A 17,146-nucleotide genomic window follows, 5' to 3' on the forward strand; every position below is an offset into this window, starting at 1 on the left:
TTCAGCGATTTTTTACTATCTGTGATTTTCAAGCTCTCATTTCTTGCGGTAGCGCGTATTTTTTGCAAAAAAGATATGGAAAATAGCTGCAACTCGATTGTTTAGTTGTTCAGCTTAACAAGAGAGTGCCTAAGTTGAATGATGATGAAAATACTATAACTAGGTTATAACTAGGAGTGATGATGAAAAGTTGGAAACTTAAAGCAGTCGCGAGTGTACTGTTTTGTTTCGGCGCAATAGGTAACGCTAGTGCTGCTGGTGATAAGTACAATAGCATCCCAGAAATGGGTGCATCTGCTAAGAATGCAATTGCAAACTATGCTGGTACAGAAGAAAGAACAGGTGTTAAATCGCTACACGATTATATTGTTCAAGAAGATGAGTTGTTTGATTTCTTATTTCAAAACCATCCAATGTTCAAATATCAAGAAGAAGGTAACTTAATTGGTGATTACCATATTAGTGACCGTGGTGAAGAATATTTAGATACTGGCGGAAGCCAGGCATACAGTAAGCGTGTAGGTCGTCCAAGTGCAGTTCAGTACCGTCTAGGTGCTAAATCAACGTTGGATTTCCCAAACAATTTCGTAGGTCCAGAGAAGTGTGGTGAGTGTCACGCGACTCAGTTTGAGAAATGGCAACGTTCGCGCCACGCAAACGTAGTGCGTTTCCCAAGCGAAATTACCGATAAAGAAGTACCAAATGGCGATTTGAATGCAAAGCTATACGGTAGTGATGCATCAATGCTTCCAGACGGTATTCGTGCTAACGACGTGTACGCCATTATTGGTACACCACGTACTAAGTACGGTTTCCTAGATTCATGGTTGGTTCGTGGTACTTACCACGTTCGTGACGGTTTGTTATCTGAAGGTACAGGCAAGATGGTTGCCGGTGCTAACCAGTTCTCTCGTGGTTGGGCTGAATGGCTAACTCCAGAGATGGCGAAGAAGATTAACAAAGCAATTCCAGAGTTCCCAGTAACGCTAGAAGAGTTTGGCGCTACAGGTTCTCACCAGTGGGGTATGACTTCATACGGTGCTAAGTACGAGAAAGAGATGCTTTTCCAACCTGGTAGCTCTTACTGTGAAATGTGCCACACGTATAAGTTTGACTTCCAAAACAAGCAAGAGTTCTTCGATGCACTTGGCGACGCTAAGAAGCTACAAGAGCACACTATCTCTAAGGGTATCTCTTGTGAAGAGTGTCATGGCGCGGGCGGTCACTTAGATGGCGGTACTGGCGGCATGCAGTCTAACTGTGAACGTTGTCACCAGCGTTTCTTCTTCGTTGATGCACTAGCTGATACAGAGCAAGCGCAAGAGAAGATGGAATACGCATTTGGCGTATACATGAAGTCTGCTTGTCCATCTTGTGGTACTGAAGGTTCACAAATGTTTGCTTCTTCTCATTACGAGAAAGGTATGCGTTGTACAACTTGTCACGATCCACACGAAGTGACTGATGGCGACTTCCTATCAGGTTTCTCTAAGCCAATGCTGAAGAAAGACTGTGTTGATTGTCACGAAGCGCAAGCGATGATCGCTGACAACACAGACACACACAGCAACCAAACGTGTCAAAGCTGTCACATGCCTAACATGGGTAGCTGTGAAAACTTCGCTGCGATTCAGTTCCCTGATAGCGCAGGTTTCGACGCGGTACGTCGTTCACACATGTGGAAGATTGATATCGACCCAGAGCGTAAGACATTGAACCCTCCTGAAGGTCAACCACGTGATTCAGGCGTGAAAGGCTGGACTGTGGCTAAGAACGAAGAAGGTCATAACTACTTAGACTTAATGTGGACTTGTGCTCGTACAGCGATTTCTGACAAAGACGTAGTGGATAACAAGGGTTGTCACAGCCCATTCCAGTCTGAGCTAGAAACTGGCCTACATTACGACGACCAGCTAGAGATCTACGGCGAAGTGATGAAGATGCAAACGCCTGTTAAAGACGTTTACGCCAAAGTTGAACAAGCTCTTGAGCGCATCGATACGCTACTAGAAGTGACTAAGCTGTCTACTGCAGACAAGACTGAAGTGCTAATGCTAGCTGAGAAAGCGCAAGAAACTATCGACCTAATCAAGAAAGATGGTTCATGGGGTGTTCATGGCTTCCGTTACAGCCAGAAGCGTCTAGACGCAGCCCTAACTTATGTTACCCAAGCTCAGAACATTCTAGACGGTGTTGGTTACAGCGCTAAAAAGATGTAATTGAGTTAATACCGACCTCAACCTAGGTGCGCTTAGGTTGAGGTAACTAAGAGAGAAACTATGAATAGAGTACTGGGAAGTGTCGTTTTCACCGTCTTGTTATCAATGCTATCGGCGGGCAGTTATGCCGGTGGCGGTCAGGAGATGGCCCCTGCTAAATATTATGATGAACCGCTTAATACGATCACCATGATAGAAGCAGAAACCTTAGTGGGCAAAGAGGGAGTTTACTTCTTCGACGTCAATACATTGGAGTTATGGGCAGAAGGATTCATTCCAGGCGCTGTTTATTTCAACGTAAAAAATTGGAAAGACTTACTGCCAAAAAACAAAGACGCACAGTTGGTTCTCTACTGTGCAAACCGTCTTTGTAATGCCAGTGAAATTGCTGCTCGACACGTGATGAAATTGGGTTATACCAATGTTCGTCAAATGCCAGATGGAATTTACGGCTGGCGTTTATCGAATCGAGTAACAGAAAAGCCATAACGGATTATGTTTATTTATTTTTAGTGAGATTGATTGTATGAAAAAGCTTAAAAAAAGTGTCTTGGCCGTTGTGTCTTGTCTAACCCTATCAGTATCAGCGTCGTGTTTTGCTAATAGCGACCTCACCACTGACGTTGAAAAGGAGTCGTACAGTATAGGTGCGTCATTTGGTCACCATATCTCTAGTCAGGTATATGGCCAAACTCAGCTCGGCGCAGAAGTCGATATGGGGCAAGTTGTAAACGGTTTACTCGATGCGTTACAAGACGAAACAAAAATGTCTAAAGAGGAAATCGTGACTTACCTTAATCAGCGCGCAGAGACGTTAAATGCGGCTAAGCAGGTCAAGTTAGATGCACTCACTGCTAAGAATCTAGCAGCGGGTGAAGCTTTCATGGCTGAAAATGCTAAAAACAGTGGCGTTAAACAGACCGAGTCAGGACTGCAGTATGAAGTGATCACCCTAGGTGAAGGCACAATGCCGCAAGGCAACGATGTTGTTACCGTTCACTACAAGGGCACCTTGATTGATGGCACTGAGTTTGACAGCACTTATGACCGTGACGAACCAAACCGTTTCTCTTTAGTTACCGTTATTGAAGGCTGGCAAGAAGCTCTTGCACTAATGCCTCAAGGGTCAAAATTTAAGTTAACGATTCCACCTGCACTCGCTTACGGTGACCGTGTTGTTGGCATGATTCAGCCTCACTCTACTTTGGTATTTGAAGTTGAATTAGTCAAAGTTGAAGCGCCTGGTGAAGGTGCTCACGGCATGGGACTAAGTGGCATGGGTATGGGTGGCATGATGGGCGGCTCTATGGGCGCCAATCCACACAATTAAATTTAATATTAATTATTGATATAGAGCCAAGATGAATACATTGCTACTCAGTATTTCAGCTATCTTATTTTGTTCGTTTGCATTGCTTGTTTGCCATCACTTTAGATATGGCAGGGGCATTCAAGATCTAGAAAATGAGATTGGAGATTGTTTTGGCTCTAATTATTACGTTACCAAAAGTGACGCTAATTCAAACAATAATTACCCCTTTGGATTCATAGGACTATTTCTAATCAGCGTTACTGTTTTCCTATATTTGACGTTAGGCCGATATCAAGACTTAGACTCAGCCATGGCTGACTACAACATTGATTATCTGCTTGTCGCCGATATCAACAAGGGACAGAAGCTTGCCGAAGAGAACCCTGCAGATCCACTAGTGTTATTAAGCTTAGCCCAGTCGTATATCGATGGTGGCTTATACAATGATGCACTCGAAACCTTAGACAAGTTGCTGATAATTAACAGCGATAACAGCGAGGCCTTAGGGTTAAAAGCGACGTCCATGTACTACCGAGATGATCGCGTAATCAACATGGATACCTCTTTAGTGATCGCGAGGGCGCTAGCTCAACATCACGAAGAGTTTAATACCCGCTTACTCATTGCCAATGATGCTTACCTCAATGGTGACTATCAGAAGGCAATCGATAACTGGAATATCGTGTTAACCAATAAGGTGCAAGTGTTTAATCGTGACGCTATTAATTTCGCAATTGAAAAGTCGAAGAACAAATTAACGCAAGTTGATGCCGATGTTGCTCATTAACGCTTAAGTAAACGCCAGACAGAATATTAAATTAAAAAAATAAAGTGTCGGTTTTAAACCGATAATCGGAGGATGCTGTGAGTGAAAATCTAGAGAGACGGAGGTTCCTTAAATGTCTAGGAGCCAGCTCTTTGATATTGGCACCGCTAGGGTGTAGCTCGGTCAAAGACAAGGAAGATACCAACAAGCCGCACTATGTAATGGTTTTCGACCAAAACAAATGTGTTGGTTGCGGTGAGTGTAAGGATGCTTGTAATAAAGCTAACCACTTACCAGAAGGTAAATCTCGCCTATTAATGGAAGAGCAATCAAGCGCCGTCGAGGGTCAACCTTGTCCACACTGTGGTAAAACCGGTGACTGTGGTTGTCAGCGTAAGTTTGTGCGTGTTTCATGTCAGCAATGTAAGAATGCTCCTTGCGTAACAGTTTGCCCAACAGGCGCTGCACATCGTGATGAGAAGACCGGCATTGTGACTATGGATGCGGCGAAATGTGCTGGTTGTAAGTACTGTATCGGTGCTTGCCCATATGACGCACGTTTCATCAATAAAGAAACTGACGTCGCCGATAACTGTGACTTCTGCCTAAACAGCAAACTTGCCATCGGCGAGTTACCTGCTTGTGTGCAGCAGTGCCGTTACGACGCGCTGATCTTTGGTGATGCAAATGATCCAACTTCATACGTGAGTAAGCTATTGGCAGTGAAGGACTCGGTACGTATTAAGCCGGGCTTCGGTACTGAGCCTAGCCTGCGTTACATCCCTATTGTGAAGCTAGGAGTATAGTCATGGACGGTAATATTGAATTTACAATGGGCCTGTCACAAGGCATCGCTTGGCCTTGGCCGATTGCGGTTTACCTGTTCTTTGCTGGTATCTCTGGTGGTGCATTAGCGGTTGCGCTGTTCATTCGTTTCTACAAAAAACAAACTGAAAACACCCCTTTCTTAAAGGCGGCGTCTTTAGTTTCTTTAGTGACGATTGCACTGGGTATGTTGTGTCTAGTTATCGACTTGACTAACCCGCTGTTCTTCTGGCGAATCTTGGTGTTCTACAACCTAAACTCTGTAATGTCTGTGGGTGTTCTTGTCCTAAATGCATACATTCCTTTGGTAGCGTTGGTGACACTGTTCGCGTTTGAAGAAGAGATTAAGGCATGTAAGCCACTGCATTTCTTGTTGCCTGTTATCGACAAGTTACGCGTTATTCGTGCGCCATCTGAAAAGCTAGTACTGGTACTTGCTATGTCAGTGTGTGCCTATACCGGCTTCTTGATCTCAGCCTTGATCCGTTTCCCAATTATCAATACCTCAGTATTGCCTGCGCTATTTGTTGCGTCAGGTCTTTCTGCCGGTGCTGCCGCTGCAAAAATGGTTGCAGTATCAGTATTTAAAGAAGACCTACACAGCAAAGACATGCACACATTACATGCCATTGAGTGGCCAGTAATGGCTGCCGAAGCTCTGTTCTTATTCATGATCATCATGTCTCTAGCAACAGGTAATGCAGGCGCACAAAGTGCATTCGCAGCTTTCCATAGCGGCGTATGGGCAAATGTGTTCTGGATTGGTGTAGTGGGTACCGGTTTTGTTGGTCCACTACTGCTTAACTTCGCCACAGGTAAAGCCTTCAGCCATTCGGCTAAAGCGTTTTTCATGTCAGGCATGTGTGCGGTTGTTGGCATGATGTGCCTGCGTTTATTCATCATTTACGCAGGCCAGTTAAATGCCATCTAGTGAGGTTTTTTGCAGTAGCGCTAACGCCCCTACGTTAGCTCTACTGTCGATTAATCTGACGTTAAATAAGTAGAGAGTCAGCGGCTCCTCACTCCCCAGACCGGTTGAGCATTAGCTTAGCGCGGGAGTGAGTGACCAAAGGCTCAATACAAATAATGTTAGCCGCAATGAGCTGAGGAAGTCGAAGCATAAGGTCTTTGAGCGCTTTCCCTATGGGCGCTTAGTGATGTATTCGCCTTTGCTCCTAAGCCATTAATTAGGCTAACTGTGAGTAAGCTAGCCCTTCGAATGTCGTCCCTGCAAGGCCGTCGAAGGGCTAGCCTGAAAGCAAGATGGATCCTGGAGATAAAATGAAAAAGCTAATCTGTTTGTTATTCCTAATACCTTTGCTCAGCGCTTGCGGCGACAGTAGCGCCGATACCAAGCAATACACGGCCGAGGCCATTAATGAGCATGACCGTTGCCACTTGTGCGGCATGATGATCACCAAGTATCCAGGCCCTAAAGGCCAAGTTCATCTTAAAGGGCAAACTGTCGTACCTAAATTCTGCTCGACTCGCGATATGTTTAACTTCGCGCTGCAAGCAGAAAACAAGCGTCAGATTGAAGCGTTATTTGTCCACGATGTTGCAGCGACAGACTGGGAGCAGCCAAAAGACGCAGCCTTCACCGAGGCAACTCAAGCATGGTACGTCTACGGCACCATTAAAAAGGCCGTAATGGGACCTGCGGTGGCCAGTTTTAAGAACCAAGAAGATGCAGTTAAGTTTGCCCAAGAGTTTGGCGGCGCCGTTCTACCTTATGAAAAGATTGATATCGCCCTGTTAGCTGGTGAGTAATGGCTCATTGCCATTACGAATAAATTAAGTCCGGTAAGTGATTGCCTGTGATGATGACTTACCAATCTAATGAATCTATTTATGAAAAATGCCACCTCTGCTCAAGTGCTACCACTATTATGCAAGGCAGCAAAACAAGTCTGCCTTAGCGCTTGTCTCTCTCTACTCTTAAGCCCTGTTAGTCTAGCGGCTACTTATTCGGTGGCGAGCGCTGCAAGCCTCAAGCAACAGCTGCTAGACGCCATCGCCGGTGACACCATAGTGTTAAGCGCTGGCGAATATAGTGGTCATTTTGAGATCCATCAGGCCATCACCTTAACAGGTGAGAAGGGCGCAATTATTGATGCAGAGGGCCGTGGTAGTGCTATCACGATCTTTAGCTCAGATGTGACCATCTCAAATTTACAAATTCAGCACTGGGGCGGCGATCTTTATGAGCTCGACTCAGGCATCTTACTGCAAGACAAAGCTAACCGAGTACGTATCGAGTCCAGCCAGTTTAAAGGTGACGGCTTTGGGATCTACTCTGAAAATGCCAGCCATATTACAGTGGCGAACAATATTATCTCAGGTAACCCCGCACTTTATAAGCTCGACAGAGGCGACGGTGTATACCTCAAAGGGGTCGATGCCCCTGTGGTGCATGGTAACCAAATCTCCCATGTGAGAGACGGCGTTTATCTCGAAACCAGCACCAACAGCCTAGTGTTCGATAACCGCTTCCACTCTGCACAATACGGTATTCACTACATGTACACCAAGCATGACGAGGCCTATGGTAATCGGGTGGATAGCGTCGATGGTGGCTACGCCATCATGAGCTCTGAGTCTGTTAATCTGCATCAAAATCAGGCATCTAACACTATCGACTTTGGCGTGCTGCTCAACATCAGTAACCACTGCATCGTCAGTAATAACCGCTTATCTCAGGCCCATAACCCCCAAGGTACCGCCGAGCTGGGTAACGAAGGTAAAGGCATCTTTATTTACGGTGCTCGCGACAATGAAGTGAGCCATAACTTGTTCTCAACCAGTGATATCGGCATCTACATGGCCATGGGCGGCGAGAAGAATAAGGTTTACGGCAATCAGTTTGTTAATAACAAGACTCAGGTGAAATACGTCGGCGACTCGCTGCTTGAGTGGAGCCATCAAGGACGAGGCAATTACTGGAGTGGCCATATGGGCTGGGACAGTAATCACGACGGTATTGCCGATAAGGCATACAGACCGAACGATCATCTCGATAAACTTTTCTGGCTCTATCCTGAGGCGCGCTTCTTAATGAATAGCCCTGTGGTGGCACTGCTGCGCTGGGTGCAAGGTCAGTTTGAGTTTGGCCCGGCAACGGGGATTGTCGATAGCTTTCCTCTACTGGGTATGAGCAATGTCGATAGGGGGCCATTTTGATGAAAGTGGCGATGAACGCTGCAACCCAAGTGCACGGGGTTAATCATAAAAGCAGGGCTGAGAATACAATGTCACAACTCGCAATACAGCTAACCGATGTTAGCCTTAGATATAACGATTTTATCGCACTAGATAGCGTCAGCTTTGAGGTCGAAGCAGGCCATACGCTGGCGCTACTTGGTCACAACGGTGCGGGTAAGTCTAGCCTGATTAAAATCATTCTTGGGCTGATCCCACCGACCTCAGGAACCGTGACTATTCTGGGCCAAAGCGCCCAGGAGAGTCAGGCTCATAACTGTGTACGCCTCGGTTACCTGCCTGAGGATGCCAGCTTCTATGACAAGTTAACAGGCTGTGAGGTACTCAGTTATTTTGCCGCGCTAAAAGGTATCAGCCAGCGCCGAGTCGAGACGTTGATCGAAGAGTTTGGCCTCGAATACGCCCAGCATCGCCAGCTAAAAACCTACTCAAAAGGCATGAAACAACGTCTCGGAGTCGCGCAGGCGATTTTGGCAGAGCCTAAAATTTTGCTGCTCGATGAGCCGACCGTCGGACTCGATCCACAGGCATCGCAGTTCCTATATGGCAAGATTAATCAACTTAAACAGGCAGGCTGCGCCGTGGTGATCTCGACTCACGAGCTATCTCTGGTGGAGTCTCATCTGGATCGGGCGTTGATTATGGCCAAAGGTAAGCGGGTCGCATTAGGCACCAGCAGTGAACTGAGTCGCGGCAGTACATTAAAAACCAGTATCAAGTTTACTGAGCTCAGCGAAAGAGTTAAGTCTAACGCCTTTCTCCAGCAATTTTACTGCGATGATTTACTGCAATTTAGTGCCGCTCAAAAGCCAGAAATAGTGCAGCACCTCGTTTCTCAGTGCCAAATTTTTGATTTCGAAATCAAAGAGCCAAGGCTCGAAGACATTTATCACGATTTAATGGGGCAGGCCTTAGGCTCCCCTGTAGGGCAGTCATAGAATGTATATGAATAGACTTAAATCTCCGATTTTGATTATTGCCTATAAAGAGATCTGCGACAGCTCACGCAATCGGTGGTTAACCTTTATGGGCAGTATATTTCTACTGCTTTCCTTAAGTGTCAGCTTCGCCGGTAGTGCAGTGACGGGCAGCCTATATTTGCCCGAGCTTAATAGCCTGATGAGTAGTCTTGCGACCATCTCTGTATTTATCATTCCGTTAGCGGCCATCTTGCTCTGTTACGATAGCTTCGTGGGTGAAGAGGAAGCGGGCACCTTGTTGTTATTACTGTCTTATCCATTGACGCGGTCGCAGATTATTTTTGGTAAGTTGCTTGGTCACATCACAGTGATGCTAGTGGCAACCGGTTTTGCATTTGGACTGACAGCAGCCCTATTGTTGCTTGTTGGAGAGCAGTACCATAGCGGCGAATTAGTGGCGGCGTTTGCACAGTTTGTGCTGAGCAGTAATTTGCTAGCATTGACCTTTATTTTGTTGAGTTACATTGTCAGCCTTAAATGCACCGAAAAAGCCAAGGCTATCGGCTGTTTACTGCTGCTGTGGTTTCTGTTTGTACTGATCTATGACTTGCTACTGTTAACTTTATTAGTGTCAGACTTCGCTTTTGTTAATCAGTTCCTGATTAACATTCTCATCGCCATGAGCCCGACTGATCTCTACCGCGCGATTAATCTCGTCGCGATTGAGGGAGAGGGGGCGAGTGGTAGTCTGGCTATGATAGCGACCACAGATTGGGGACTGCCGGGAATGTACGGATTATTTATGTTGTGGATCGGCTCCTTGACGCTGATCTCGCATCGTATATTTAAGCGTAAACCGCTGTAAGGGGGCGATTAAAATCAGCTTGATAAGTTGGAAAATAGATACCTATAAATAGGCAATATTATTAATGGCTAAATTTGTGAACACTGACGATGATTGGCCGCTCAATAGCGGCCGTTTTGAGTCGAAAATCACATTCTTCTTAAATACTTAGCTGTAGAATTTGCAGTCTATATATCAATTGCAGACAGTAAGTAGTAGAGGCCCATTGTGTTAAAAATCACTCCTTATTTAGAGTTAGATACAGAAGCTAACCAGTTAGTCGATCATGTGAGTGGTAAAAAGGTTAGTCTGACCTTCTCTGAGTCTGCAGTACTACATCGCCTTTTGCTTTCTGCAAACCCCGTTTGTTCAAAAGAAGAGTTACTCAGCGCGGGTTGGCCAGACCGCGTGGTTGCCGTGACATCTTTAACCCAATGTATAAGTACCCTGCGTAAAAAGCTTGATGGCTATCGTGAGGTGCAGCTAAAGACGATTGCTCGTCGCGGTTATCAGCTACATATTTCGACTCAATCCCATGTGAAAATGTTGGCAGTAAATGACGCCGAATCGATGCGCGCCGCGATTGTCGATGTGTCCTTGTTAGTCAAGATTTCAGGCATTGTTATTGCTTTACTACTACTGATACTTGCTTGGTATTTCAGTGATTACCATAAGATTAAGCAAAACCTATCCCGCTGGAGTGCCGACGAGCAATTTGAGCTGAAGGTTGGCGGCCTAAAGGGCGATACCCAGCTGTTGTATAAAGATAATGCCCCCCATTTACATCCGTTTATGTGGGAAAAACACCTTGAGCCAGACGATAACTTTATGACCTGTCATAAAGGTTTTAATGCATTCGCAGCCACCGATGGTGACAATTATTCAATGGCAATATGCCCAGGTACCGATGCTAAGCAATGTGCTGGTAAAGGCTTAATTAACATTACTTCGGTTGATTCAGAGCCAGCGTCTCTCAATATGCCTGAATTTGTTGAGCTGTCGACCGCGATGGAGCAACGCATCCGTTACAATCGAGTGATGCTACCTGAAAGTACCGATACTAGTGGTGCTTTCTTAGAGCATAACTATCAAGCAGATGTGTATTTTCCGGTTAAAGGTGAGCTGCTTATTCGCGCCGATATCAATATGTCGCTGATCTATGACTCAGCAGATACTGGCGAGTTTTACTCATCGACCTGCATTACCGACCAAGACTGTTTGACTACGCCGATTAAGTACAAGGTACGTGGTAAGTTTAAGCAGTATTCAGGCAAGATAGATGAGCTAAATGTGGATGTGTTCCAGGTTAAAGTCGAACAAAAAGACTTAATTAAACCGGAGACATTGAATGACTCAGCGGTGCGTTTTTATCGCGATTTACGTAAGCGTGATATTAAAGATGAAGAGTTGTATTTTATTCGAGTTCACCAGGATCATAAGACTGCGGTTTGGACCATTCCGCTGTTTGGCCAAGTTACGGCTTGGTACCATTATGAGAGATTCGATATTTAGATCGATATCTGGGCTCATATCGAGCTGAGCTGGTTGGTTAGACTGCGTCTAACGATTAGCATCATGGGACTGCGTCCCACTTTGGAAGCCCACGGTTATGTGGGCTTTTTTGTGCCCGTAGCGTGGGCACGTTGCTTTGTGGTTTGAGCTATTAAGGCTGTGCCTGACTCGTGTTTTTCAGAGAAAGACAATCAAGCTGCGCTTGACCTTTAAGTTAGACTGCGTCTAACAATCAACGTCGTGGCGCTTCGCCCACACCCGAGTCAAGGGGGAAAGCGCTTGTCCCCCTTAACAAACCCTCAGCGCCCCAGACGAAGTTACATGCATTAGATACGGGCCTCATACTTATTCGAAATAGTCTAACGCTTCCGATGGGGCATCCTGCCCCGCGAAAGCTACGCCCACATCCATGTGGGCATCACGACTATTTCTTCAACGCACTTCGGCAACTTCGATGGGGAATGGGTGTTTTCTGTAGCGGCACGTGGAATTTTAATAACTTAAGAATACGTAAATGGTGGTTTGAATTACTGTTGAGCAATTTTTTATGCGTTAAGTACATTATTAGAGATTATAGTGCTTTGATATATTGACGCTTTTAGTTACTATGAATTGGAATAGCCTAACGTTAGAGGGGGTTTTATGTTAGCCCAATTTTTGAAATGCCTCGTTCTGCGGGATGTTTGATAAGGTCAAACATCAACGAACAAGTTGAGGTTATTCTTAGAGAGTTTAGTGACGCTTTTAAGCGGTAATTGGGTCAGGCTCGATTATGCCGTGAGGCTAAACTGAAGTAGTATTAGTTGTTTGTATCATAAGATCGAGTCTAGGACAGCAAACAGTTGGTAAGGCTAACTGGTTGAGTGACCCGCAGGCTGATACTACACCTCTCACCCTTATCATAGACCCCATCGTTAATGTCTTTTTAAAGGGAAATAAAATCCCCTCATTTTTAAATGCACTATTGAATCAATTTGATAAGAAGTGTGAATTAGTCAAACTAACAGGTACCCTAATATTCCAGTTGGAATTACCGAGCTCTTGTTTAACAGAAAGTCGGATCCAGAGTAAGATATGTGAAAATACGGACAAAAGTTATTTCTCTTGCCCGAAATTTGTGTGGTTATAAACTCAACTTTATTAGTCAGGATTGCTAATAGCTAAATCGAATGATCTTGCAATAGGTATTCCCTTGGTTGACAGTTCTATTATCTTTGAGCGATATTTGCCAACTTCTAGGTTAGGCGGAAAACGTTCTTTATTGGCTTTCCAATATTCAAGCATAAGTGCTTTGGCGGCATTTGGTGATTTACTTTGTTGATCAAATACCGACTTTAACTCTTCTTGCGAAAAGCCTTGTTGAGAAAGATTGTTAGGGTTGTAGTCTCCTTCAGGGTCAAGTGTATGACTAAGCCCTTTATAGGCCTTTTTTTCACCATTTATATTCTTTATCAGATAGTTTGGAGAATGTCCTTCCCCTTTAATTCCGAAATAGACAGAGTCCTGCTCGTTTAGATCAGAGTTTTCTATAACTCTCCACAGGTAGTCTAGTTGTTCAATTGTTTTTAGTGTTTCTAATGTCCAAATTATACCGCTCATTAGTTTGCCTTATATTGATAAAAGGTAGCTGCATTGTGGTATTAAATGATTTTTATTTAATAGGTACATAACGTGAAGCAGTTTTAAAAACCCCACCTCGCAATACTGTCACAGAGTTTTTTTCAAGCTCGTACCCCAACTCTTTCATTACCTGTTTAGTCATACTACCTGCTAACTGTTTGAATCTGTCAAAAGTTGCTTTGTCAGCCGATTCAACACGAAAAAATTCAAATTTTTCTCGTAAATAAGGTGATAAAGGCTCAAGTGCAGGCTTTCGCAAAAATGTTGCTGTTTCCATTCGTATTTGATTTTCTGGGGAACATAAAAAGTCCCAAAGAAGTTCAGCCTCAAAAGTTTTTGCTAGCTGAGTAAGAGCTGGTGAGGGGGTATAGTGAATGTCTAAGTTATTCATTTAAGGTCTCTTATTTTATGGTTGCCGTAACGTTGTATATATATTAGGTTTCTTTTGGTGGTGCAGTCAATAAGTATTTCAAAAAAAAGAAAGGTTTCATATGAGAAAGGTTACTTTTGGGTATAGCATAACCATAAGAGCCTAGCCAAATAAAAGCAAACCATAGACACCCATGATAAATGGCATGTTTTGTAGCCTCTTACTAAGCTTTCGTTATTGCTGAAGTAGGAGGTGGTTATGCTTCTCCTTGTAAGCCTATCCCGGAAGTACACTCATTAGTTTGGAACTTTCTACTTAACAAGAAGCCCCTATTACCATTGCTGCAGCCGTGTAGTGCGGCGGGCTTTCTTGTGTGGTGATGATAAATACATAGGCAAGAGCTATGACCATAGCTGTGGATGGGGTGAGGAACAAATACTGAAGTTAACGGAGGTATTTGTGGTTGATGTCGCAGCCTGTTCGGTGACGAGTGATCATCAGCATGTGACACTTACTATTGCCCTTGAAATAGTTAATATCTGGCCAGACTGGAAATCTATTCGCGCGAAGGTAGCTAAAACATCAGGGAAGTCAGACTACATCAGCACACAGCAACGAGTGAATGCAGCTCTTAAGGAGGTGCAGCCCGCCAGGCAGTAGCTTTAATGGGCAGTGAAAAACAGTATCAACCAAAAGGTATTTATCTTTCAGTTCAATTTATTCTAGTTGGCCATTAAATTTCTAGGCTGAGATGGTGCGATGGCCAACGGTGATTTTCCAACTATATTATACGTTTGATTTGGTAAACGCGGCCTTCACGATTGTAAAGCCGACTAAGCCTAAAATCGCACCTGTTACTTTATCAATGTAATAAGCCAGCTTAGAAAATTTACTCCTGACTTTATCGCCAGACAAAAAAATTACAATTGCTGAATCCCAAATAAACACTATGGAAGTCATCCAAATTCCCAGCATGATTTTAAATGTAAGGCTTACGTCTTTAGTTAACACAACCGTAAATAAGCTTAAATAAAATAGAATATTTTTTGGGTTTAAAATTGCAGACATAAAACCAATAATAAACTCCTTGAATAAAGTGGTCTCATTATGAGCCCCCCGATTTACTTGAGAAGACAAACCAGCGTAATCGCTTTTTTTTGCACGTAAGGCTTGAATTGCTAAATATATTAAAAACAACCCTCCTGCAATTTTTAGCCCTACCATAATATATACAGAACTCGCTAATAATGAACCCACGCCAATTAAGCATAATGCTATATATAATGCATTAGCAATTGATATGCCCAGTGCGACTCCTATGGCTTTTTTGCTTTCATTTTTAACGGCACTCTTTACAAGGATAACAAAATCAGGCCCTGGGCTAATTAATGCTAAAAAATGAGCAAAGGCAACAGTAGCAAAAATTCCTATCAAGCTTATGTCCATCTAAAGTGACTCCATAAAAATAAAACACAAAAATTACAATAAAATATAACAGTGTATTAGCGCTAACTTCGATAATACTCTGCGGGGATTTGCGGTATCTCGTCTGGGTGGGAAGTTATTTATTTGCAATGATATTAGCAAGTTACCACTAAGATGGTTTTCGAGCAATATGCATTATGGATGGGAGCCATGATAATTTAGATAATCGAGATTACCTTCCGTCGTTAAGCGGCAGAAATTGCTGTTAAATTCCATAGTTTCAAACTATTAGTAGTGGTTAGTGGTTAGTGGTTAGTGGTTAGTGGTTAAAGCCTAACCATAGACAGCCATGATAAATGGCATGTTTTGTTGCCCTCTCACTAAGCTTTAGTTATTACTGAAGTAGGAGGTCTTATGCTTCTCCTTGTAAGCCAATCCCAGAAGTACGCTAATTAGTCTTGAACCCTCTATTTAACAAGAAGTCCCTATTACCATTGTTGTAGCCGTGTTGTTCGTCGGGCTTTCTTGTGTGGTGATGACAAATACACAGGTAAGAACTATGACCATCGCCGTGGTTGGGTAGAGTCGCAATTACTGAAGTTAACAGAGGTATTTGCCATTGATGTAGCAGCCTATGCACTCTTGGTGACAGAGAGGGAGTAACCATCTGCATGTAGTGCTTTATATCGACTTAGAAACAGTTAATCACTGGTCTGATAAAGAGGTGGTCGAACAGTGGCATTAATTTCTCACTGCAAGATTACCTAACACTTGTAGATGAAACAGGCCGAATCATTCGTGATGATAAACGAGGAGTCATTTCTCCTAGCGCAGAAAAGATATTGAATAGACTCAATATTCCAAGCGATAACTGGCTTAAGATCACCACCGAATTTGGTAAACTGTTTCATGGCCCTGTTGGTAATTTAGAGGAACTTACGGATTACTGCGAACACTTAGATAAGCGACGACGGCACTTCGCTAATAGTTGCCAATATTTACAAGTTGGCTAAGAATTTCTAAACAAATCACTCGCTTTACCGTTCTACTTCGGTTGTTTTTCCACGCTCGCTTTTTAGCTTATTTACTCACGCTGCCTGAATTTCATCCGGTTAATCACTAGATTTCTTGCTCGCCATCAAATAATGCTTCATCTCATATTTTTAGTTCGAGAAAGACTCCGTTATAACGGTTATATTGTTGATTATTAATGGGTGGCTTTTATTAGTTTTTGTTTATTAGTTTGCTGCAGAAAACATCTGAATCCCCATCGGAGTTGCCGAAGTACATTGGAATCAATCGCGTGATGCCGACAGGGATGTCGGCATAGCTTTCGCGGGGCAGGATGTCCCATCGGAAGCGTTAGCGATTTATCCATAAGTATGAGGATCAACAACTTCGTCGGGGCGGCTAGGGTGAAGCTGTAGTCCCCCTTTTGCCCGAGTGTGAGCTGGAAGCTCACGACTTTGAGCAGGCGTAGCCTGATGCATTACCAATGTGGGGCGAAGCGCCACGACTTTAGTTGTTAGACGAAGTCTAACTGGAAGAAATAATTAATGATTAACCAAGAATATTACGTTTGGACTGAAGACTGTCAGTTTGGCTTACTCGATGCGGCCAATGAGTTTACAGAAACGGTTCAAAATAAAAGAGAGTTGCTGTCAGTAGATGAGGCTTTAGCGTACAAGATGACGACTCAAGGTGACAGTGAAGGGTTCGCGGATGTGTACTGCTCACCTAAGTATCTGCTGAGTGAAAAACTGTACGCTTTACTGCGTCCATTTGACTTAGAGTATGTGCAATTTATTCCTGCAAATATTGACCAGAAAGCTGAAAAATTTTACCTGTTAAAAGTCATCAATTTCATTTCACTCATTGATGAGAAAAAATCAAAAGTGACCATAAAAAGGGGCAACATAAAAAATGTTGATAGGTTTTTATTATCAAGCGAGCTGGCTAATATCAATCTAACAGATAGATTGATATTTAAAGTTGGTCATAGCCCGGTAACTGTGGTGCACAAATCAATAGTCGATTCCTTAAACACGCAGAATCTCCAAGGCGTGCATTTTATTCCTGTTACTGCTTGGAGTGCTTGGTTGGCGACCAAATAG

Annotated in this window: 15 protein-coding genes and 2 pseudogenes; 14 read left to right on the forward strand and 3 right to left on the reverse strand. The window is 43.8% G+C overall.

The window, feature by feature from the left end; translation table 11 throughout:
• Positions 1-182 precede the first annotated feature (182 nt).
• The 11 genes from SPEA_RS02560 (at position 183) to SPEA_RS02610 (ending at position 11,617) form a co-directional block, all read left to right on the forward strand.
• Entirely contained in the window at positions 183-2,219 is a 2,037-nt protein-coding gene (locus SPEA_RS02560; protein ID WP_012153745.1) for a multiheme c-type cytochrome, read from the forward strand.
• 60 nt (positions 2,220-2,279) lie between these two features.
• A complete protein-coding gene (locus SPEA_RS02565; RefSeq protein WP_012153746.1) occupies positions 2,280-2,708 on the forward strand; it encodes a rhodanese-like domain-containing protein in 429 nt (142 codons plus the stop codon).
• Between the two features lie 37 nt (positions 2,709-2,745).
• Complete coding sequence (locus SPEA_RS02570; RefSeq protein WP_012153747.1) at positions 2,746-3,549, forward strand: FKBP-type peptidyl-prolyl cis-trans isomerase; 804 nt, start codon at positions 2,746-2,748, stop codon at positions 3,547-3,549.
• A 31-nt stretch (positions 3,550-3,580) separates the two neighbouring features.
• On the forward strand, positions 3,581-4,318 hold the full coding sequence (locus SPEA_RS02575; RefSeq protein ID WP_012153748.1) for a tetratricopeptide repeat protein: 738 nt from the start codon (positions 3,581-3,583) through the stop codon (positions 4,316-4,318).
• A 77-nt stretch (positions 4,319-4,395) separates the two neighbouring features.
• Complete coding sequence (locus SPEA_RS02580) at positions 4,396-5,103, forward strand: 4Fe-4S dicluster domain-containing protein (protein WP_012153749.1); 708 nt, start codon at positions 4,396-4,398, stop codon at positions 5,101-5,103.
• Between the two features lie 2 nt (positions 5,104-5,105).
• On the forward strand, positions 5,106-6,053 hold the full coding sequence (gene nrfD, locus SPEA_RS02585; protein ID WP_012153750.1) for an NrfD/PsrC family molybdoenzyme membrane anchor subunit: 948 nt from the start codon (positions 5,106-5,108) through the stop codon (positions 6,051-6,053).
• Positions 6,054-6,403: 350 nt separating this feature from the next.
• Positions 6,404-6,892, forward strand: coding sequence for a nitrous oxide reductase accessory protein NosL (locus SPEA_RS02590; RefSeq protein WP_012153751.1), 489 nt, complete (start codon positions 6,404-6,406; stop codon positions 6,890-6,892).
• Positions 6,893-6,973: 81 nt separating this feature from the next.
• Positions 6,974-8,302 carry a nitrous oxide reductase family maturation protein NosD gene (gene nosD, locus SPEA_RS02595; RefSeq protein WP_223296558.1) on the forward strand — a complete coding sequence of 443 codons (1,329 nt, stop codon included), beginning with the start codon at positions 6,974-6,976 and terminating at the stop codon, positions 8,300-8,302.
• Positions 8,303-8,370: 68 nt separating this feature from the next.
• A complete protein-coding gene (locus SPEA_RS02600) occupies positions 8,371-9,279 on the forward strand; it encodes an ABC transporter ATP-binding protein (protein ID WP_041411242.1) in 909 nt (302 codons plus the stop codon).
• 1 nt (position 9,280) lies between these two features.
• Positions 9,281-10,126 (forward strand): ABC transporter permease, encoded by an 846-nt coding sequence (locus SPEA_RS02605; protein WP_012153754.1) that lies wholly within the window; start codon positions 9,281-9,283, stop codon positions 10,124-10,126.
• Between the two features lie 207 nt (positions 10,127-10,333).
• Positions 10,334-11,617 carry a winged helix-turn-helix domain-containing protein gene (locus SPEA_RS02610; RefSeq protein WP_012153755.1) on the forward strand — a complete coding sequence of 428 codons (1,284 nt, stop codon included), beginning with the start codon at positions 10,334-10,336 and terminating at the stop codon, positions 11,615-11,617.
• A 1,140-nt stretch (positions 11,618-12,757) separates the two neighbouring features.
• Here the strand turns inward: SPEA_RS02610 and SPEA_RS02615 are convergent.
• Together SPEA_RS02615 and SPEA_RS02620 are read right to left on the reverse strand one after the other, a co-directional pair.
• Positions 12,758-13,216: a hypothetical protein gene (locus tag SPEA_RS02615; RefSeq protein ID WP_012153756.1), complete on the reverse strand. Its 459-nt coding sequence runs from the start codon at positions 13,214-13,216 to the stop codon at positions 12,758-12,760.
• 52 nt (positions 13,217-13,268) lie between these two features.
• Entirely contained in the window at positions 13,269-13,628 is a 360-nt protein-coding gene (locus SPEA_RS02620) for a hypothetical protein (RefSeq protein ID WP_041410789.1), read from the reverse strand.
• Between the two features lie 294 nt (positions 13,629-13,922).
• Between SPEA_RS02620 and SPEA_RS23545 the strand changes: the two are divergent.
• Positions 13,923-14,156 (forward strand): annotated as a pseudogene (locus SPEA_RS23545) (hypothetical protein); the annotation flags it as partial.
• A 237-nt stretch (positions 14,157-14,393) separates the two neighbouring features.
• On the opposite strand, the gene SPEA_RS02630 reads toward SPEA_RS23545, so the two are convergent.
• On the reverse strand, positions 14,394-15,053 hold the full coding sequence (locus tag SPEA_RS02630) for a LysE family translocator (RefSeq protein WP_012153759.1): 660 nt from the start codon (positions 15,051-15,053) through the stop codon (positions 14,394-14,396).
• Between the two features lie 504 nt (positions 15,054-15,557).
• Here SPEA_RS02630 and SPEA_RS22590 point away from each other — a divergent pair.
• Together SPEA_RS22590 and SPEA_RS02635 are read left to right on the forward strand one after the other, a co-directional pair.
• Positions 15,558-16,045 (forward strand): annotated as a pseudogene (locus SPEA_RS22590) (hypothetical protein).
• A gap of 543 nt (positions 16,046-16,588) precedes the next feature.
• Positions 16,589-17,146 carry an imm11 family protein gene (locus SPEA_RS02635; protein ID WP_012153762.1) on the forward strand — a complete coding sequence of 186 codons (558 nt, stop codon included), beginning with the start codon at positions 16,589-16,591 and terminating at the stop codon, positions 17,144-17,146.

It is taken from the genome of Shewanella pealeana ATCC 700345 (assembly GCF_000018285.1).
GTDB lineage: Bacteria > Pseudomonadota > Gammaproteobacteria > Enterobacterales > Shewanellaceae > Shewanella > Shewanella pealeana.